Genomic DNA, 19,427 nt, shown 5'->3' with positions numbered 1-19,427 from the left:
GTCTAGCCGACGCCGCCAAAGGACAGGCCCCGGACAAGGTATTTCTGGATAAAGCGCGACACGATCATCAGCGGCACGATGGCAAGCGCCACTCCGGCCGCGACCTTGCCGATTTCGACCCCGTTCGATGTTTGCAGCGCCGCCAGAGCGACCGGCACCGTTGCGGTCGACGGTCCGCTGAGGATCAGCGCGAACAGGAATTCGTTCCACGCAAGGATGAACCCCAGCACCAGCGCGGCGGCGATGCCGGGGCGCGCCACGGGCAGCACCACCAGCAGGAAGGCCTGCCAGTCGGTGGCACCGTCGGTGATGGCGGCCTCTTCGAGATCGCTGGGGATGCCTTCGAAGAAGCCCATCAGGATCCACGTCAGGAACGGCAGGTTCACCACCGCATAGGCAATGACAAGCCCGCTTACCGAATTGGTCAACCCGACCTGCCGGTAGATCATGAACGTGGGCAGCGCCAGCGCCACGGGGGGCAGCATCTGCGTCGCCAGAACCGCAAAGCGCGCGGCGCGCCCGCCGGTGCGGAACCGCGCAAAGGCATAGCCCGTTAGCGCGGCAAAAGGCGTGGCGATCAGCACCGAGCCGCAGGCCACGATCAGCGAATTGAGGTAGTTGCGCCCAAAGCCGTTGTCGGCAAACAGCCCCTGATAATTCGCGGTGCTGAAGGCGGGCCACAGCCGTGCATCATAGGACATTTCGGGCGGCACAAGGCTGGTGCGCACCAGCCAGAAGATCGGCAGCGCCACGCAGAGGCAGAAAAATATCAGCGCGACATGGCGCAGGGCCGCTCCGATCTTCATGTGCGCACCGTGTCGGGATCGGGGCGCGCAAAGGCTTGTTCGGTGCTGGCGTCGAACAGGTGAAGGGCGGCGGTATCAAGGTAAAGCGTGATCTGCTCGCCCACGGCGGGCAGCATCCGGCGATCGACGCGCGCGGCGATGTCATGGCCGTTGATGGCGGCAAACAGGATGTTTTCCGCGCCCAGGGCCTCGATGGCGCGCAGCTCTGCGGTGATCGGCACCCGTCCCGGACCGGGCTGGGCGTAAAGATCCTCGGCCCGAATGCCAAGTTTCAGGGCACGGCCATTGGCTTGCGCATAGGCGCTGGCCTGACCGGAGCTGAGCGCGAACTCTGCCAGCCCGCAGGCGATGCGCCCATCCGTCAGGCTGGCGGGCAGGATGTTCATCGGGGGCGACGACAGGAAGCGCGCCACGAAGATATTGACCGGGTTGTCATAGACATCGAGCGGGCGGCCCACCTGCATCACCTGACCATCGCGCAGAATGCAGATGCGCTCGCCCATGGTCATCGCCTCGACCTGATCATGGGTGACAAACACCGTGGTCTTGCCCAGCTCACGGTGCAGCCGCACCAGTTCCAGCCGCATCTGCGCGCGCAGCGTGGCATCGAGGTTCGACAGCGGCTCGTCCATCAGGAACACATCCGGATCGCGCACGATGGCCCGCCCAAGCGCGACGCGCTGGCGCTGGCCCCCGGACAGATCCGCAGGGCGGCGATCAAGGTATTTGTCCAGCCCCAGCTTTGCCGAGGCTTGCGCGACCCGCTTGTCGCGTTCGCCCCGATCAACCCCGCGCATCTTCATGCCAAAGGCGATATTGTCGCGCACCGACATATGCGGATACAAAGCGTAGCTCTGAAACACCACTGCGACGTTGCGATCGCGCGGGCGGGTGTGGGTCATGTCCTTGCCGCCGATCGACAGCACCCCCGAGGTGATGTCTTCGAGCCCGGCGATCATCCGCAGCGTGGTGGATTTGCCGCAGCCCGACGGGCCGAGAAAGCACATGAATTCGCCGTCGCGTATTTCGAGATCCACGTCTTTCACGCCATAAATGCCGCTGCCGTAATCGCGGGACACACCTTTCAGGGTGATGCTGGCCATGACGCTGTTTCCTTGCTGCCGATGCTAAAGGGGGGTGCGATCCGTCCGGATCAGGTCATGTAGACGCCGCCGGTGACGTTGATCGCCTGCCCGGTCATGAACCGCGCGGCTTGCGAGCACAGGAATATCGACACATTGGCCACGTCTTCGGGGGTTTCCAGTCGGCCAAGCGGGGTCTGATCGATGTAATCCTGCACGACCTGCGGGCCGGTCATGCCGCGCAGGCTTGCCTCCCATGCGACCTCGCGGTCCTGCATGCCGGTCTTGACGAAGCCGGGGCATACCGCGTTGACGCGGATGCCCATGGGGGCCAGTTCGCGGGCCAGCGCCTGCGTCCAGCCGACCACGGCGAATTTCGATGCGCTGTAGTGGGCCAGCAACGGCGCGCCGACCTTGGCGGCCAGCGACGCGGTGTTGACGATGACGCCGCTGCCGGTGGCGCTGAAATGGCGCGCCGCGGCCTGATTGGTCAGGAAGACGCCGCGGGCATTGACGTTCATGTTGAAATCCCAATCGTCGTCGGTCAGATCGACGGCGGCGCGCATCGAAGACACGCCGGCATTGGCGATGCAGATGTCGATGCCGCCCAGACGGTCCAGCGCCGCGGCAAATGCCGCCTCGACCGACGCGCGCTCGCGCACATCCACCGCCAGTCCGATGTGCCCGTCGCCAAGCGCTTCGGCGGCTTTCACGGCGGCGGCTTCGTCAAGATCGGCAATGGCCACCGTGACGCCCTGCGCTGCCAGCCCGCGTGCGATGGCGTTGCCGATACCCGTAGCGCCCCCGGTCAGAAACGCACGTTTCTTGTTTAGATCCGGGTGCACCTGTTCGGAAAGCTGGTTTTGCGGCATAAGTTGGGGACTCCTTTTGGGAAAAGGAAACAAAACCGAACGCAAAAGGCAAGTAATTTGTTTACTAATGTTGGTTTGCTCGGTAAAATCGAACATGAAGAAGGGATGGCGCTGACGATGGATACAAAATTGCGAACGCCGGCGCGGACGCGCATGAATGCGATCCTCAAACGCCTGTATGAGGGCGGTTCGGTCGCCGTTGCTGATCTTGCGCGCGACTTTGATGTGTCCGACATGACCGTGCGGCGCGACCTTGCCGAACTGGAACGCGAAGGCCTGCTGGAACGGGTGCATGGCGGTGCGCGGCGGCGCGCGTCCGGCCCGCTCAAGGTGATCGACGATATCGAACCGAATTTCGATCTGAGGGTCTCGCACAACGCTTCGGCCAAACGGCTGATTGCTGCCGAAGCTGCTGATCTTCTGGCGGGATTTCGCTCTGTTGCCATCGATGTCGGCAGCACCTGCCTGTTCGCCGCCGAAGCGCTGGCGCGGCGCCCCGGGCAGCGCCACGTGTTCACTAACAGCCTGCGGGTCGCGACATCTCTGGGGGCCTTGGGAACCGAAGTCTACCTGCCCGAAGGGCGCACCCGCCCCAATGAGCTGTCGATCACCGGACCCAGCGCCATCGAGAGTTTTTCCAAGCTGCATTTCGAAGTCGCGGTGATCGGCGTTTCGGGCCTGTCGGACGAGGGGTTCTATGATTACTCCATCGAAGACAGCGAGTTGAAGAAGATCTATCTGCAACGTTCGGCCCAGCGGGTGTTTTTGTGCGATTCAACAAAATTCCGGCGGCTGTCGACCATTCGCGTCGCGGCCTTGTCCGAAGCATCGGTGTTGATCACCGATGCGCCGCCCCCGTCTGACCTTGCGTCGGCGCTGGCCGGGGCGGGTGTCGAAATCCGGGTGGCCGAAGAACCCTGACCACCTTGCCCCCCAACAGGAGTAACTGAATGCCCGTCGATGTTTTCCGCGTCGCCACCGTGGGGCTGCGCCCATGACGCTTGTTCTGGGCCTTGATATTGGCACCACCTCGACCATCGGCCTGCTGCTGGAATTGCCCGACCGCATCCTTGCGGTGGCTTCGCGCCCGGTGACCTTGCGCTCGCCCCACCCGGGCTGGGCCGAAGAAGACCCCGCCGACTGGTGGCGCAACGTCTGCGAGATCGTGCCGGAGCTGCTGGCCGAAACCGGGCGCGAGGCCGGTGAGATCGCCGCCATCGGCACTTCGGGGATGCTGCCCGCCGTGGTGCTACTGGATGAGGACGGCGCCGTATTGCGCCCGTCGATCCAGCAAAGCGACGGGCGCTGCGGCGCCGAGGTCACCGAGCTGCGCAATGAGATCGACGAGGACGCGTTTCTCGCCCGCGCTGGCAATGGTGTGAACCAGCAGCTTGTCGGGGCCAAGCTGCGCTGGCTGGCCCGGCACGAACCTGACATCCACGCGCGCATCGCCACGGTGTTTGGATCCTACGATTACATCAACTGGCGCCTGACCGAGGTGAAAACCGTGGAACAGAACTGGGCGCTGGAGGCGGGCGTGACCGAAATCGCCACCGCAGCCCTGTCGCCTGAACTGGCCGAGATGACCGGCGTGCCGTGGGAGGCGCTGCCGCCCCGGATCGAAAGCACTGCGGTGCAGGGCCATGTAAGCGCCGCCGCCGCCGCCGCCACCGGGCTTGCCGTCGGAACCCCGGTGACGGGGGGCGCGGCAGACATGATCGCCTCGGCGCTGGGGGCCGGGGTGACGCAAGCGGGGGATGTGTTGCTGAAATTCGGCGGGGCGGTCGATGTGATGACCGCGACCGATCAGCCGGTTCCCGATGCGCGGCTGTATCTGGATTACCATCTTATTCCGGGGCTGTTCATGCCCAACGGCTGCATGTCGACCGGCGGGTCGGTGCTGAACTGGTTTGTGCGCACCTTTTGCGAGGGGCGCGATTTCGGCGGGTCCCCCCATGCAGGGCTGGACCGCCTTGCTGATGCGGTGGCTGCGGGGGCCGACGATCTGAGCGTGCTGCCGTTTTTTCTGGGCGAAAAGACTCCGATCCACGATCCTGCGGCGCGCGGCGTGATCGAAGGCCTGACCCTGTCGCATAGCTTGGGCCATCTGTGGCGGGCGGTGCTGGAAAGCTATGGCTATGCGCTGCGCCATCACGTCGATGTGCTGCGCGACATGGGGCACGAGCCGCAACGCTTTCTGGTGTCGGATGGCGGCGCGGCCAGTGGGGTCTGGATGCAGATCGTCGCCGATATCATCGGCGCGCCGGTGCAGCGGCTCGGCAGCCATCCGGGGTCGTGCCTTGGCGCGGCGTGGACCGCTGCGGTGGGCTGCGATCTGGCCGATTGGCACGGGATTTCCGCCTTTGTGTCCAACGCCGAGCTGATCCAGCCACGGGCTGAAAACCGCGCGGTCTATGATGCGGGCTATGCGCGCTATCACGAGCTATACGCGCGGCTGAAAGGCATGCGGGCATGAGGCTGCGCGGTGTGGCATGGGACATCGATGGCACGCTTGTGGACAGCGAGCCGTTGCACCACCGGGTGCTGATCGACGTTTGCCTGTCGCACGGGCTGGATCTGCGTGACGATCCGGTCGACCGGTTCCTTGGGGTGCATATACAGGATGTCTGGGCCGCCCTTGCCCCGGATCTGCCCAAGGGGCTGTCGGGCGCGGCATGGATGGAGGCGATCCAGAACAGCTATGTCGCGCGCGCGCAGGAGCTTTGCCAGATCCCCGATGCGGTCGCGGTGATCCGGGCGCTGGCACAGGCCGGGGTGCCGCAGGTTGCGGTGTCGAATTCCGGGCGGCAGGTGGTGGATGCCAATCTGGCGGCGCTTGGCGTGGCCGAGCTGTTGACGACGTCGATCTCGCTGGACGATGTGCGCAACGGCAAGCCCGACCCCGAGCCCTATGAGCGCGGCGCGCGCGCACTCGGCCTGCCGCCAGCGCAGGTTCTCGCGGTCGAGGACAGCGCCACCGGGGTGCTGTCAGCGCTTGCTGCCGGGCTCGCTGTTGCTGCTCTGGGACTGCCACAACCCGGTGCGCAGGAGATCTCCGGGCTGCGCGACATTCCCCCGATGCTGGGCGTGGGCTGGGCTTAGGCGGCGGGCGCGGGTCTGCCTGCTATCCCCGGCGCAATGCCAAGTGCGGCATGCAGCGCCCCGCCGATGCGGCAAATCAGATCGTCGCCCAGCGACGGGCCGATCAGCATGGTGCCCAGCGGAATGCCATCTTTGCGAAACCCTGCGGGGATCGACACGGCGGGCAGATCGAGCAGGTTCACAAAGTTGGTATAGGTGCCCATTCTGGCATTCAGCGCGATATTGTCCGCGAGCACCGCCTCGATCGTATAGGTCGACGGCGAGGTCGGCGTGACCAGCAGATCGACATCCTTGAACAGCGCGCGGATCTGCTGCTTGTAGCCGGCAATGACATATTGCGCCTTGAACACGTCGCGGGCGGTATAGTTGCGCCCCCATGACAGGATTTCGCGGGTGGCGGGGCATAGCGCGTCTTCGTCGCCATCGAACTTATCGCCAAAATTGGCATAGCGCTGCGCGATGAACGGGCCGTCATACAGCATCCGGGCCGCTGTCAGATAGGGCGTCATGTCGATCGGCACCGCCGTGCCGCCAAGCGCGCACAGCCGCGCGACGTTTTCGCGAAACAGCCGTTCGGAGTCGCCATCGCCATCGGTGTCCAGCGTCGCCTCATCGGGAATGGCAAAACGGAACGTGTCGGGGGCGGGGTTGGTGGTGATGCGAAACCCATCGGCTTGCGGTTTGGAAAACGGATCGCTCGGCTCATAGGCGAACCACAGGTTTGTCAGCAGCACGCTGTCGGCCATGGTCAGGGTCAGGAAATTCTCGGTGCCCACCATCCCCGCCAATGAGGCCCGCGCCCGCGGGATCAGCCCCGGCGTTGGTTTGTAGCCCACGATATTGTTCAGCGCGGCGGGCACCCGGCCCGATCCGGCGGCATCATTGGCCACCGCAAAGCTGACCAGCCCCGCACCGACGCTGACACCCCCGCCCGAGGTCGACCCGCCGCTGATGTAACGGCTGTCAAAGCAACATTGCGGGATGCCATAATCGCTGCGCACGCCGACCACGCCCATGCCCAGCTGGTCCTGATTCTGCTTGCCGATGGGGATGGCGCCCGCATCCAGCAGGGTTTGCACCAAGGGGCTGGTGGTGTCGGCCATCCGGGCCCAGGCGCGCACGGCGGCGGTTGTGGGCAGGCCCGCCAGATCGATATTGTCCTTGATGCCGAAAGGGATGCCATACAGTGGCAGATCGACGGCGCAAGGGTCGGCCATCAGCGCACGGGCGCGCGCCTTTGATGTCTCTCGCGCGATCAGGTGAATCCAGACGTGATCCTCGCCGCGCGCGGCGATGCGGTCATAAATCGCGTCGATCAGGGTTTCCGGTGTCAGGCGGCCATCGGCATAACAGGCCTTGAGCGTGGCGATATCCAGCGCGCCGGTGGCGCGGTCCCAAGGGGAATTGGTCATGGGGGGTCCTTTATGTTCGGGTCGCGAGAAAGCGGCGCCAAGAGCCAAGCTCGGTGATGTCCTGCGCATCCGCCGTGGCGGCGATGGCTTCGCAGACAAAGCCTTTGACCCGGCGCGTGTCGGACAGCGTCACGGTGCCGATGCCAAGGGGCGCGTCGATCATACTCATCAGCCTGCCCAGCCCGGCGGGTGAGATCGCCCACAGTTCGACCGCGATCGGCGCGCCGCTGCCCGGCATGCCCCGGATCAGGCCGGGGCGGATCGGGTCCTTGGCGGTCAGCGCGTAGAACCGATAGCTGTCATCGGTTTGCGCATCGCTGTCATAGCGCGCGCCGCAGCTCTGCATCTGGGATTCAAGCGCCATGCCGCGCATATGCGCGCCGCAGACGGCCAACAGCAGGGTGTCGGGGGAAGAAGAGGTCATTGCTGGGGCCTTTTGTCAGATGGGGATCACGCGTTTTTCGCGCAGATAAGCCTCGGCGGCCTGCATCACGGTCAGGATATGGCGGCGCATCAGCTGGCTCGCCTGATCCGCATCGCCAGCGCGGATCGCGGCAATGATCAGCCCATGTTCGACCTGCGAATTGCCGATCCGTTCCTTGAGATCGAACTGCGCGGCGCGAAAGGCGGCCACCGCGCGGCGGATCGACAGGGTGGCGTCGCGCAAGCTGTCGTTGCGGGCCCCCTCATAGATGGCCTCGTGCAGGATCGTGTTGTGGGCGCGATATCCTGCCCGGTCGCGGCGTTCGACCAGCACCATGCCGCCATCGTGGATCTTGTCGAGCCGCGCCTTGTCATCCACTGTCATGCGACGGGCGGCATAGCCGGCGCACAGACCTTCGAGTTCGGCCATGAATTCGAACTTTTCCATCATCTGCGCGGTCGAGACCTCGGCCACATAGGCGCCGCGATGCGGGCGGGTTTCGACCAGACCGATCACCGCCAGCTCGCGCAGCGCCTCGCGCACGGGGGTGCGCGACAGGCCGAAAAGATCGCCGATGGCGGCTTCGTCCAGTTTCTTCCCCGGTGGCAGCTTGCCCGAAACGATCTGCGCGCTCAGCTCGCGCACCAGCGCGGCGGTGCGGGTTTCGCCGGGGGCAAGGCGCAGCGGTGGGGGTGTGTCGCTCATACAGCCTCCGGGGTTGGAATGACGCTGACATGGGCCGCGACGATGCGCCAGTTGCCATCGATGCGGGCCCATGTCTGCGATTGCCGCCCGATGCGATCGCCGCCGCCCCGGTGGAACAGGGTCATCGCCGTGGCGAAATCGCTGCCATAAGAGGTAATGACCGTGCGATCCAGCCTGCGCTCATGCCCGGTTGCGGGACGCGAGGCGCGAAATTCCGCGATCTCGGCGTGGCCATAGAGGTTCTCGGCGATGCCATAGCGAATGGTGCGCGCATCGATCAGGAACAGCTCGTCGAGCACCTCGACGTCATTGCCGATCAGCGCCGCCTCATAACGGTTGAAGGCGGCGGTGATTTCGGCCAGCGGGCCGGGCAGGTTGATGTCGTCGCGGGTCATGCGGTGGTCTCTTTGATCTGGGCAGTGGGGGCGGCGCAGGTGCCAGAGGCTTCCAGCGCGCGGGCGATACGCAGGGCGATGTCTTCGCGCCAAGGCGGCGCGATGATCTGCACGCCGATGGGCAGCGCCCCGTCGGCGTTCTGCACCGGGACCGACACCACCGGCAGACCAATAAAGCTGATGGGCTGCACATAGGGGCCGATATGGGCGCGGTAATTCTCGGGCCGCCCGTTCACCACGATCATGTCATCGTCGATGGGCGGCGCGGCAAAAGGCGTGGTGGGCACAAGGATCGCATCGATGCTTTCGAACACGCGGGCCATATCTTCGGCAAACTGGCGGCGCAGGCGCTGCGCGCGCACATAGGCCACGCCGGGGATCAGCGCGCCCGCGATCAGACGGTCGCGGATCGGGGCGCCAAAATCCTCGGGGCGGGTTTGCAGCGATTCCACATGCGTCGCCGCGCCTTCGACCGCGGTGATGATCATCGCGGCGGCGCGGGCCTCGGCCACGCCCGGCACGGTGATCTCGGCGGTGATGCCAAGCGCGGCGCAGCAACGATCCAGCGCGTCCTTGGCGGGGCCGGGGGCGGGGGCGAAATGCCCGGCGCCGCGGGCAAGGCGCAGCCCGTCGATGCCGGTTTCAAGCGTGCTCAGCGCCGGGCAGGGCGGGTGGTCTTGGCTTGCCGGATCGCCTGCATCGACGCCCTGCATCGCCTCCAGCGCGATGGCGAGATCCTGCACAGAGCGCGCCATCGGGCCGATGTGATCGAAGCTGTCGACAAAGGGAAAGGTGCCGGTGCGCGGCACCCGCCCATAGGTCGCCTTGAGCCCGAACAGCCCGCACCAGCTCGATGGCACCCGGATCGACCCGTTGGTATCGGACCCCACGGCTAGCGGCACCATGCCCGCGGCGACCGCCGCGCCCGACCCGCCCGATGACCCACCAGAGCGCCGCGACGGGTCGCGCGGGTTGCGGGTGGACCCGACATGGGCGTTTTCTCCGGTGAAATCATAAGCATATTCGCCCATGTTCAGCGCGCCGATGAGAATGCCGCCCGCCGCTTCCAGCCGGGTGACAACCGGAGCATCGGCGCTTGCGGGGGCATTGTCGAGGTTGATCTTCGATCCTGCGCGCGTGATCACGCCAGCCACATCCACCAGATCCTTGACCGCGAAGGGAACGCCGGTGAGCGGGCCGGGATCCTGCCCCGCGGCAAGCTGTGCGTCGATGGCATCGGCGCGGGCAAGGGCGCGGGCCTCGGTCACGGTGGTGAATGCGATCAGGCCGGGGTCGGTTTCACGCAGGCGCGCCAGCGCCGCCTGCACCGATTGGCGCGCGGTCATGGTGCCACTGCGGACCTGTGCCGCGATTTCATGGGCGGAAAGGTCGATCCAGGCGGTCGTCATGCGGTGTCCTTTCCGCTTTGGTCCCAGACCGGCACACGCCACACCGGGGCGTTTTCGCAAGCCGGGCGCAGCGGCGCGTTCATCACCACGCTGACCGCCGCCGCGTTCTGATCAAGGATCGCGGCGATGGCAGGCAGACGGTCTGCGGCAGGGTGAAAGCCAAGCGCAGCCAGCGCGCGGCGGGCGTCGTCAACGGTATGGGCCATGGGTTACGCCCCTTCCAGCATGTCGATCAACGGCGGGCGCAGGGCCGACCACGGGCGCGCGGTCTCGAAGGCGGCGGCGGCGCGCAGCACCAGCGGGTCGTCCAGATGCCGCCCGATGATCTGCAAACCCACCGGCAGGCCATCGCTGGTCAGCCCCGCCGGAACCGAGGCCGCCGGCTGGCCGGTCATGTTGAACGGAAAGCAGAAGCCCAGCCAGGCTGATGGATCGACGATGCGCCCTTCGGTCTTTTCCGGCCCCTGCATGTGCAGCGCAAAGGGCGGCACCGTCAGCGTCGGCGAGATCAGCAGATCGTACTGCCCAAAGAACCGCGCCGCGATGTTGCACAGCTTTTTGCGGGCCATGTTTGCATTGGTCAGCGCCTCGTCATCGTGCCGGGTCTGTAACATCTGCACCAGATGCGGCGACATGTTGGCACCGTGTTCGGGCAACCACGCGCGCATCCCGGCAAGGTCGCTGTCGGCCAGCACGAGGCCCCAGAAATCATTGCCCGGATCGCTCCAGCCGGGATCGGCCGAGACCACCTCGCAGCCCAGATCACGCTCGAACACCGCGGCGGCCTCGCGCACCACGCGGCGCACCTCGGGGTCGACCGCCAGATAGCCGAAATCTTCGCTGAAGGCGATGCGCAGCTTGGGCAGATCGCCCGCCTTGGCCGCCTCCAGCCAGTCCACATCCGCCGGGATGCTGTGGCGGTCGCGCATGTCAGGGCCGGTGATCACCGACAGCATCAGGGCCGCGTCGGATACCGTGCGCGCCATCGGGCCGATATGTTCAAGGCTCTCCCAGCTGGATACGCCGGGAAAGCGTTCATCGCGGCAGCCGGGCCACAAAGGCACGCGGCCCATCGACGCCTTGACCCCGACCAGCCCGCAATGGGCCGAGGGGATGCGCACCGATCCGCCGCCATCCGAGCCGATGGCAAAAGGCGTGACCCCCGCCGCGACCGATGCCCCCGACCCGGCCGAGGACCCGCCGGGCGTCAATTCGGTGTTCCACGGGTTGCGCGTGGTTTCGAACACCGGGTTGTGGCCGACGCCGCTGTAGCCGAACTCCGGTACGTTGGTCTTGCCGATGATCACCGCGCCGGCGGCCTTTAGCCGTTCGACCACGATATCGTCGTCTTCGGGCAGGAAGTCGCGGTAGATGGTCGAGCCCATGGCGGTGACAAGATCCTTGGTCGCGACCAGATCCTTGATCCCCACCGGCACCCCCGCCAGCGGACCCAGCGTTTCACCCGCCGCGCGTGCCGCATCGATTGCGGCAGCGGTTTTGCGCGCGAGCTCTGGTGCGGGGTTGCAGAAGGCGTGCAGATGCGGCTCGGTCAGCTCCATCCGGGCGATGGCGGCCTCGCTCACCTCGGCAGCGGAATATTTGCCGCTCGCGACCGCCTCGGCGATCTCGGCGGCGGACAGGGTGGCGTAATCTTGATGGGTCAGGCTCATGCGAGCACCTCTTGTCTTGTGTCCAGTCGGAAATGGCAGGCGGCGGAATGGGCGCCGATATTGGTCAGGGGCGGGGCCTTTTGGGCGCACAGATCCTGACCCATGGGGCAACGCCCGTAGAAACGGCAGACGTTGGGGGCGGGGTCGATGGGGCTGCGCGGCTCTCCGTCCAGCCGGATGCGGGCGGTGTCGCGCGCCCCCGGAATGGCCGAGAGCAGCGCGCGGGTATAGGGGTGGGCGGGGCGCGCGAATATCTGATCCACCGGGGCGCATTCTATGATCTTGCCCAGATACATCACCGCCACCCGGTCGCAGACCAGCTTGACCACGTTCAGATCATGGCTGACGAACAGATAGCTCATGCCCAGCGTTTCGCGCAATTCGCCCAGCAATTGCAGGATCACCACCTGCACCGACACATCCAGCGCCGATGTCGGCTCGTCAAGGATCAGCACATCGGGGCGCAAGATGATAGCACGGGCAATGCCGACGCGGGCCTTTTGGCCGCCCGATAGCTGGTGGGGATAGCGCATCAGCAGTTCGGGCGGCAGGCGGGTGATGCGCGCGGCCTCGTACACGGCGTCGCTGACCTCGGTGCGGGTTTTGCGCCCGCCCAGTCGGCGCAGCGGGTCGGCGATGCTGTCAAAGATGCGAAACTGCGGGTTGAGGCTATCGGTCGGGTCTTGGAACACCACCTGAATGCGCTTGCGCTGCGGGTGGGTGCCAAAGCGCCGCGCGGGGATGTCGCCGATGCTTTGCCCATCGATGCGGATCGCCCCGGCGCTCGGGTCGATCAGCCGGGCGAGCACCCGCACCAGCGTTGATTTTCCGCAGCCGGATTCCCCTACCAACCCAAGGCTTTCGCCCCGGTTCAGCGTCAGGCTGACGCCATCCACCGCGTGCAACTGGCCCGACCCGGTGGGGTAGATCTTTTGCAGGGCGTCAAGTTCAAGAAGCGGATCGCTCATGCGGAAACCTTCCATGGCATGTGGCAGGACACCTCGTGGCTGGGCTCTAGCGGCACGCGCGGCAGGGCGGCGGCGCAGGCCGGGGCGCTGTGCGCGCAGCGATGCACAAAGCGGCAGGGCGGCAGATCGCGGCGCAGATCGGGCAGCGATCCGGGGATCGCCGCAAGGTCCGACAGGTTGGATGCGCCATGCGGCGTCGCCTTCATCAGCAGGCCGGTATAGGGGTGCGCTGCCCGTTCAAAGATGTCGGCAGTGGTGCCTTGTTCCACCACATGGCCCGCGTGCATCACCGCGAAGCGGTCGCAATATTCCGCCGCCAGCGTCAGATCATGGGTGATCAGGATGGTCGACATGCGCCGCTGCGAGGATTTCTCGCGGATCAGGTCCATGATGACGGCCTGCGTGGTCACATCCAAGCCAGTGGTCGGCTCATCCGCGATCAGCAGTTCCGGCTCGCTGGCAAAGGCCAGCGCGATCATCACCCGCTGGCACATGCCGCCCGACAGCTCGAACGGATAGGCGTGATAGCGGCGTTCGGGGTCGGGTATGCGCACCTCGGCCAGGGCGGCGATGGCGGCCTGTTTGGCGGCGCGCCGCGGCATGGCACGGTGAACGCGCAGCACATCGGCGATCTGTTGCCCGATCGGGCGGATCGGGTTCAGCGCCGAACGGGCGTTCTGAAAGATCATCGTCATGCGCTTGCCGCGCAGGGCGGCGACCTCGGCGTCGGTGGCGGTCAGCAAATCGACCCCGCCCGAGATCATCCGATCCGCCCGCACCCGCGCCGAGCCGCCCAGCAGCCGCATCACCGCATAGGCCGACACCGATTTGCCCGAGCCGCTTTCTCCGACAAGGCCCATGGTCTCGCCGCGCGCCAGTTGGAACGAGACGTTTTCCAGCGCATGCACCGTGCCGTCACGGGTGGCGAAATCGACGCTGAGGTTCTGGATATCAAGCAACGGGGTCATGTGCGCCCTTTCGGATCGATGATGTCGCGCAGCCCGTCGCCCAGCAGGTTGAAACAGAACACCGCGAGCACCAGCGCCATGCCGGGAAAGAAAAAGATCCACCACTCGCCCGAAAAGATGTAATTGGCGCCTTCGGACACCATGATCCCCCATTCCGGGGTCGGCGGGCGCACCCCGAGCCCGATGAACGACAGCCCCGCCGCGTTCAGGATCGCCCAGCCAAGGTTCAGCGACACCTGCACCATCATCGGCGGCAGGATGTTGGGCACCAGATGCACCGCCAGAATGCGCACCGAGCCATTGCCGCTGAGGCGCGCGGCCTCGACAAAACCGGCATCGCGGCGGGAATTCACCTCGGCGCGGGCAAAGCGGATGTAAAACGGCAGGTTGATGATGGCGGTGGCGTAGACGATGTTCCACACCGTGTTGCCAAGCGCCGCCACCACCCCCATCGCCAGAACGAACAGCGGAAAGGCCATGATCGTGTCGACCATGCGGCCCACGATCCGGTCGGTCCAGCCGCCATAATAGCCCGCCGCCGCCCCCAGCCCGAGCCCAAGCAGGAACGAGATCGACACCGCCGCGATGGCAATGCCGAAATCGACGCGGGCGGCGACGATGGTGCGGCTCAGCACGTCGCGGCCCAGCTGGTCGGTGCCAAAGGGATGCGCCCAGCTGGGCGGTTGCAGCGTCGCCCCGGTGCTGGCGAGCGGATCGTAGGGCGCGATGGTTTCCCCCAGCACGGCGGCGATGACGAACAGCAAGAACAGCGCCATGGCAAAGGCGGTCAGCGGGTTGCTTTTCATCGCATGGGCAAAGCCGGACCAGATATTGGCCAGCCGCGAGGGCTCTGGATGGGCAATCTGGTCAGTCATCGTAGCGCACCCTTGGATCAACGATCATGTTGAGGATATCCACGCCCAGATTGAGCAGGATGTAGAGAATGGCCATCATCACGACAAAGCCCTGAATGGCGGCATAGTCCGATGTCAGTACCGCCTCGACCGCGTAAGAGCCGATGCCGGGCCAGCCAAACACCTGTTCGATCAGCACATTCGCCCCGAGCAGAAAGGAAAAGATCATGCCAAGGATATTGACCACCGGCAGCAGCGCGTTGCGAAACCCGTAGGTCCACAGGATGGTGCGGCGCGGCAGGCCTCCGGCTTTGGCGGTGGTGATGAAATCGCTGCCCAGCACGCCGATCATCGAGGCGCGCGTCATCCGCGCCAGCGGGGCCAGCGCGAACAGTCCCAGCGAGATGGCAGGAAGGATAAGCTGCCCCAACGCTGCGCGCGCGGTGGCGAAATCCCCGGCGATCAGCGCGTCGATGGTGAAAAAGCCGGTAATCGTGGGGGGCAGCGGGAAGTAGATCGCCAACCGCCCGATGGGCGACGGGGCCCAGCCAAGTTTATAGTAAAACACGAAAATCAGCACCAGAGCGGTAAAGAACGACGGGAAGGCCGCCGCCGCCGTCACCGTGCCCCGGCACAGATGGTCGATCCACGACCCCGGATTGACCGCCGCCCACAGGCCCAGCGGCACCGCGACGACAATCGCAAACACCAGCGCGTAAAGCGTCAGCTCGAACGACGCGGGCAGGCGGCGGATGAGGTCGGTCAGCACCGGCTGGCCCGAATTGAACGAGCGGCCCAGATCGCCCTGCATCAGATCGCCCACATAGGCGACGAATTGCACTGGCAGCGGCTGGTCCAGCCCCAGCCGCGCCTTGGTTTCCGCGATCGATTCCGCCGTGGCCGAGGGGCCTGCGAAATAGGCCGCCGGGTCGCCGGGCAGCGAATGGCTGATCACGAAGGTGACGATGATCACCCCGATCAGGCTGGGCAGCGCGCTGAGGAACCGCTTGGCGATCAGCTTGATCATGCCAGCGCCTCGAACAACCGGGCCGAGGGCGCGACGGTGCCGAACAGCCCGTCGCCCATGGTGGTGAACGTCAGGATCGCGGCGTGGTTATGCCGGGCCGAGGCGGCGCAGCAATCGTCGAGCAACATGCATTCAAAACCGCGATCATTGGCGTCGCGCATGGTGGTGTGCACACAGCAATCGGTGGTGACGCCGGTAAAGATCAGGTTGCGGATGCCGCGCGCGTGCAGGATCTGTTCCAGATCGGTGGCGTAAAACGCGCCCTTGCCGGGCTTGTCGATGATCGGCTCGCCGGGCAAAGGCGTCAGCTCGGGCACGATTTCCCAGCCCGGCTCGCCCCGCGTCAACATCCGCCCGCAGGGGCCGGTGGTGCCAATTTCAGCGCCCTCGCGCGCCGAGCGCCAGCGCTTGTTTTCATTCAGATCGGCCAGATCGGGGCGGTGGCCTTCGCGAGTGTGGATGACCGGAAATCCCAGTTCGCGCATCCGGTCCAGCACCGCGCGGATCGGCGCGATCATGGCGCGCATCGGGGCCACATCAGCGCCGTGCTGGCCAACCCAGCCATCGGGGTCGCAGAAATCGCGCTGCATGTCGATGATGATCAAGGCGGTGTTCGCGGGTGCAAACCGCCCGTCAAAGGGCCACGGGTAGGGGGCTGAATTCACTTGCGGAAAATCGGTCATGCGGCGGCTCCGGTCAGGGTGGCGATGACCGCGCCCGATGTCGATATCGAGCCGTACAGCCCGTTGGACAGGCGCAGCATCTCGACCTGTGCGTCATGGTTGGCGTGGGTGGCGGCGCCGCAGCAATCCTCGAGCAGCAGGCATTCAAAGCCCCGGTCATTGGCGTCGCGCAGGGTGGATTGCACACAGCAATCGGTGGTGACCCCGGCGATCATCAGGTTGCGGATGCCACGGTTGCGCAGCACCGTGTCCAGATCGGTGCCCATGAAGGCGCCCTTGCCGGGCTTGTCGATGATGATCTCTCCGGGGGCGGGGGCCAGTTCGGGGATGATGTCCCAGTTCGGCTCGCCCCGGATCAGGTAGCGCCCCAATGGTCCCTGCGCGCCAATGCCATTGCCGTTCAGCTGTTGCGAGCGCCACAACTTGTTGGCGGGCAAGTCGCTCAGATCGGGGCGGTGGCCTTCGCGGGTGTGGATGATCGTCACCCCGGCGGGGCGCAGCACGTCCAGCAGGGTTTGCAGCGGCGCAATGGCGCGCCGGGTGTTGCGCAGATCGACCCCGCGCGAATGCACCCAGCCACCGACGCCGCAGAAATCGATCTGCATGTCGATGATGATCAGGGCGGTGTTTTCTGGGCGCAAGTCACCGTCGAAGGGCCAGGGATAAAGGCCCGAAACATGCGAGGTCATGGGGCTGCTCCTAACGGGAAAGGGCATGAAGGGGGCGACGCGGGCCGCCCCCAAGGGCAGGGTCAGTCCGCGCGCGAGATGGTGCGGAAATCAAGGAAGGTGTGGAACCAGTAGACATAGCCTTCGATGTCGTTCTGCATCGCCACGTCCATGTAATCCTGCGCGATCGGGATCTTGGGCAGCTCTGTCATGACGGTGCCGATGATGCTTTTGATTTCGCTCTCATAGGCATCGGGGTCGGTTTCAAACCGGGCCTTCTGGATTTGTGCATCCAGCGCGTCATCCACATGCGAGGCGACGTTGAACACCGAATTGTTGGCGCCGTAATAGGTCCAGTAGAAATGGTATTCCGGCCAGTCGAGCCATGCGTGGAAGCTGGTCACCGCCATCGGCATGGATTTTTCCAACATCTTGGAGAACCAGTTCGAGCCGGGCACCTTTTCGATCGACACATCGACGCCGATTTCCTTGAGGTTCTGCTGGATCATCAGGGCAATCGGTTCGCGCACCGTGGCGCGCGACAAATCCAGAAAGATCGTGCTTTCAAACCCGTCGGCATAGCCCGCTTCGGCCAGCAGCGCCTTGGCCTTGTCCAGATCGGTGGAATAGGGGCTGGGCACGGGCCATGCGGCGTCATACTCGGTGCTGTCGGCGCCATACATCGGCGTGGCGCGGCCATAAAAGGCGTTTTCCATGATCGCATCATAGGGAATGGCATAGGCCATCGCCTCGCGCACCAAGGGGTTGTCGAACGGCGGCATGGTGACGTTCATCTCAAGGTTCACGATGGCCGATTGCTTGGGCACGCCGATGACCTTGACCTTGTCGCCTGCGCCTAGCTCGGCGAAATCCTTGGGGGGCAGGCCGACGGACACATCCGCATCGCCGCTTTCCAGCAGGGCGCGACGGGTGCCGGCAGAGGCGATCTGGCGATAGACCACGGTTTTCATCGCGGGCAGATCGCCGTTCTTCCAGTCGTCAAAGCGCTGAAAGACAATCTCGTTGCCCGGCGTCCAGCGCGCGACATTATAGGCGCCGCCGCCGGCGGTGTTGTTGGCCAGCCATTCGGTCGCCCAAGGATCATCTTCGGTGGCATGTTCCAGCGCGAGGTCGGAGTTGAGCACGATGGGGATCGGCGTGGTCAGATCCGGCAGCGCCAGCTTGTTGCCATCGGGGACATGAATTTTGAACGTGTGGGTGTCGACGGCTTCGAACTGGTCGGCCTCGGTCATCGACCCGGCGCCCATCTGGATCAGCGGAAAGCCCCCGGCGGCGACGGCGCGGGCAAAGGACCATTCGACATCCTTGGCCTCGACCGGCGAGCCATCGTGAAAGGTGGCGTCATCACGCAGATGGAAGGTCAGTTCCTTGCCATCCTCGCTGACCTCCCAGCTGGTGGCAAGTTCGGGAAGAACCACGGTCTTGTCATAGACTTGCGTGCCGTCTTCGAGCGTCTTTACGCCATGTTTCACCAGCCGGTCATAGACCTGCAAGGCCACCATGCGGGTGTAGTCGTTTGATGTGGGGGTCTGGGTGTCAAGGGAGTTCGGCCCCTGTTCGCCCACGGCAATGATCACATCGTTGCGCGACTGCGCCATGGCGGGCAAGGCCGCCGAGGAGGCGATCAGCGCGCTGATGCTCAGCGCCTTGATCGAGGCAGAAATGGTCATTTCAAGCTCCTGTTGGATCGGTCCGAGACTCTTTTTCTTGGGGCAGGGGGTGACCCCCTGTTGGTCTCGCAGTTCACCAAAGGCGGGCCGGGGGCCGCTGCGAAGCTTTGCTAGGCCACCGCCCGAGGTCGCCACAATTTTTGCGTAAAGTATATTCGTGTATGCAATGTTTGATTAATTATGAATCGTTATGTGCACATTTGGCAGATCTGATCGGGGGTGTGCGTTCGATCTGATCGTTATGTTTGATTCTATTTTGAGAGCAAACAGAGGGCGACGCGCCCAGAACCTGTGACGCTCGGGGCGGATGCGCTGCGCAGGGCCAGTTGGTTGTGGAGATCGGGACGGGGTGAGCCCTGTAATTTTCAACAGGATTTAGGCAGATTTGCTGCTGCCTGATGCGGGAAAGGCTGGGTCGCAAGCGCCCGCCCGTCGCATCGCAAGCGCAAGGGGCGTATCGCCACGCACGCAAGGGCCAGAGATCTTTGCGCGGTCGTGGTCAGCGCCAGCGCTCAGATGCCTTCTCGCGGCGCTGTGGCACCGACCACCACCGGGTCGTGCCACATATTGTTCCTTGAAAAGCGCCAGCCCGGTTCGCTGGCGCTCCTCTTTGCGCGCGTACAGCAGGCCAAGTCTTGCCCGCGCCGCTGCTGGTCAATTTGATGCCGAAGTAGCCCGGACACAACCGGAC

Annotated in this window: 20 protein-coding genes; 3 read left to right on the top strand and 17 right to left on the bottom strand. The window is 65.0% G+C overall.

Features of this window, described 5'->3' with window-relative positions:
- Positions 1–2 precede the first annotated feature (2 nt).
- The 3 genes from KO516_RS11475 to KO516_RS11465 are packed head-to-tail and all read right to left on the bottom strand — an operon-like array spanning position 3 to position 2,760.
- Positions 3–806, bottom strand: a complete 804-nt coding sequence (locus KO516_RS11475) for a carbohydrate ABC transporter permease (protein WP_216003925.1) — start codon at positions 804–806, stop codon at positions 3–5.
- Complete coding sequence (locus KO516_RS11470) at positions 803–1,909, bottom strand: ABC transporter ATP-binding protein (protein WP_216003924.1); 1,107 nt, start codon at positions 1,907–1,909, stop codon at positions 803–805. The genes KO516_RS11475 and KO516_RS11470 overlap by 4 nt, the downstream gene beginning before the upstream one ends.
- 50 nt (positions 1,910–1,959) lie before the next feature.
- Positions 1,960–2,760, bottom strand: coding sequence for an SDR family NAD(P)-dependent oxidoreductase (locus KO516_RS11465; protein WP_216003923.1), 801 nt, complete (start codon positions 2,758–2,760; stop codon positions 1,960–1,962).
- 153 nt (positions 2,761–2,913) lie between these two features.
- Between KO516_RS11465 and KO516_RS11460 the strand changes: the two genes are divergently transcribed.
- The 3 genes from KO516_RS11460 (at position 2,914) to KO516_RS11450 (ending at position 5,862) form a co-directional block, all read left to right on the top strand.
- The gene (locus KO516_RS11460) at positions 2,914–3,681 is read left to right on the top strand and encodes a DeoR/GlpR family DNA-binding transcription regulator (protein ID WP_252737535.1); all 768 of its coding nucleotides are present in this window, start codon (positions 2,914–2,916) and stop codon (positions 3,679–3,681) included.
- Positions 3,682–3,754: 73 nt separating this feature from the next.
- Positions 3,755–5,236, top strand: coding sequence for an FGGY-family carbohydrate kinase (locus tag KO516_RS11455; protein WP_216003921.1), 1,482 nt, complete (start codon positions 3,755–3,757; stop codon positions 5,234–5,236).
- On the top strand, positions 5,233–5,862 hold the full coding sequence (locus KO516_RS11450) for an HAD family phosphatase (RefSeq protein WP_216003920.1): 630 nt from the start codon (positions 5,233–5,235) through the stop codon (positions 5,860–5,862). Before KO516_RS11455 ends, KO516_RS11450 begins: the two co-directional genes overlap by 4 nt.
- Here KO516_RS11450 and KO516_RS11445 read toward each other — a convergent pair.
- The 14 genes from KO516_RS11445 to KO516_RS11380 form a co-directional block, all read right to left on the bottom strand.
- A complete protein-coding gene (locus KO516_RS11445) occupies positions 5,859–7,274 on the bottom strand; it encodes an amidase family protein (RefSeq protein ID WP_216003919.1) in 1,416 nt (471 codons plus the stop codon). The two genes, KO516_RS11450 and KO516_RS11445, sit on opposite strands and share 4 nt — an antisense overlap.
- Before the next feature lie 10 nt (positions 7,275–7,284).
- The gene (locus tag KO516_RS11440) at positions 7,285–7,698 is read right to left on the bottom strand and encodes a hypothetical protein (RefSeq protein ID WP_216003918.1); all 414 of its coding nucleotides are present in this window, start codon (positions 7,696–7,698) and stop codon (positions 7,285–7,287) included.
- Positions 7,699–7,713: 15 nt separating this feature from the next.
- The gene (locus KO516_RS11435) at positions 7,714–8,403 is read right to left on the bottom strand and encodes a GntR family transcriptional regulator (RefSeq protein WP_216003917.1); all 690 of its coding nucleotides are present in this window, start codon (positions 8,401–8,403) and stop codon (positions 7,714–7,716) included.
- Complete coding sequence (gene hpxZ, locus KO516_RS11430; RefSeq protein ID WP_216003916.1) at positions 8,400–8,798, bottom strand: oxalurate catabolism protein HpxZ; 399 nt, start codon at positions 8,796–8,798, stop codon at positions 8,400–8,402. The genes KO516_RS11435 and hpxZ overlap by 4 nt, the downstream gene beginning before the upstream one ends.
- Positions 8,795–10,207 (bottom strand): AtzE family amidohydrolase, encoded by a 1,413-nt coding sequence (locus KO516_RS11425; protein WP_216003915.1) that lies wholly within the window; start codon positions 10,205–10,207, stop codon positions 8,795–8,797. The genes hpxZ and KO516_RS11425 overlap by 4 nt, the downstream gene beginning before the upstream one ends.
- Entirely contained in the window at positions 10,204–10,413 is a 210-nt protein-coding gene (locus KO516_RS11420; RefSeq protein ID WP_216003914.1) for a hypothetical protein, read from the bottom strand. Before KO516_RS11420 ends, KO516_RS11425 begins: the two co-directional genes overlap by 4 nt.
- A 3-nt stretch (positions 10,414–10,416) precedes the next feature.
- A complete protein-coding gene (locus tag KO516_RS11415) occupies positions 10,417–11,877 on the bottom strand; it encodes an amidase (protein WP_216003913.1) in 1,461 nt (486 codons plus the stop codon).
- Entirely contained in the window at positions 11,874–12,845 is a 972-nt protein-coding gene (locus tag KO516_RS11410) for an ABC transporter ATP-binding protein (protein WP_216003912.1), read from the bottom strand. The genes KO516_RS11415 and KO516_RS11410 overlap by 4 nt, the downstream gene beginning before the upstream one ends.
- Positions 12,842–13,813, bottom strand: coding sequence for an ABC transporter ATP-binding protein (locus tag KO516_RS11405; RefSeq protein ID WP_216003911.1), 972 nt, complete (start codon positions 13,811–13,813; stop codon positions 12,842–12,844). Before KO516_RS11405 ends, KO516_RS11410 begins: the two co-directional genes overlap by 4 nt.
- Positions 13,810–14,688, bottom strand: coding sequence for an ABC transporter permease (locus tag KO516_RS11400; protein ID WP_216003910.1), 879 nt, complete (start codon positions 14,686–14,688; stop codon positions 13,810–13,812). The genes KO516_RS11405 and KO516_RS11400 overlap by 4 nt, the downstream gene beginning before the upstream one ends.
- The gene (locus KO516_RS11395; RefSeq protein ID WP_216003909.1) at positions 14,681–15,694 is read right to left on the bottom strand and encodes an ABC transporter permease; all 1,014 of its coding nucleotides are present in this window, start codon (positions 15,692–15,694) and stop codon (positions 14,681–14,683) included. The genes KO516_RS11400 and KO516_RS11395 overlap by 8 nt, the downstream gene beginning before the upstream one ends.
- Positions 15,691–16,377: a cysteine hydrolase family protein gene (locus KO516_RS11390; protein WP_216003908.1), complete on the bottom strand. Its 687-nt coding sequence runs from the start codon at positions 16,375–16,377 to the stop codon at positions 15,691–15,693. Before KO516_RS11390 ends, KO516_RS11395 begins: the two co-directional genes overlap by 4 nt.
- Positions 16,374–17,066 (bottom strand): cysteine hydrolase family protein, encoded by a 693-nt coding sequence (locus KO516_RS11385; protein WP_216003907.1) that lies wholly within the window; start codon positions 17,064–17,066, stop codon positions 16,374–16,376. Before KO516_RS11385 ends, KO516_RS11390 begins: the two co-directional genes overlap by 4 nt.
- 62 nt (positions 17,067–17,128) lie before the next feature.
- A complete protein-coding gene (locus KO516_RS11380) occupies positions 17,129–18,736 on the bottom strand; it encodes an ABC transporter substrate-binding protein (RefSeq protein WP_216003906.1) in 1,608 nt (535 codons plus the stop codon).
- Positions 18,737–19,427: the final 691 nt, after the last annotated feature.

Source organism: Citreicella sp. C3M06 (genome assembly GCF_018860705.1).
Taxonomy (GTDB): Bacteria; Pseudomonadota; Alphaproteobacteria; order Rhodobacterales; family Rhodobacteraceae; genus Salipiger.
This window is presented reverse-complemented; position numbering and strand designations above follow the sequence as displayed.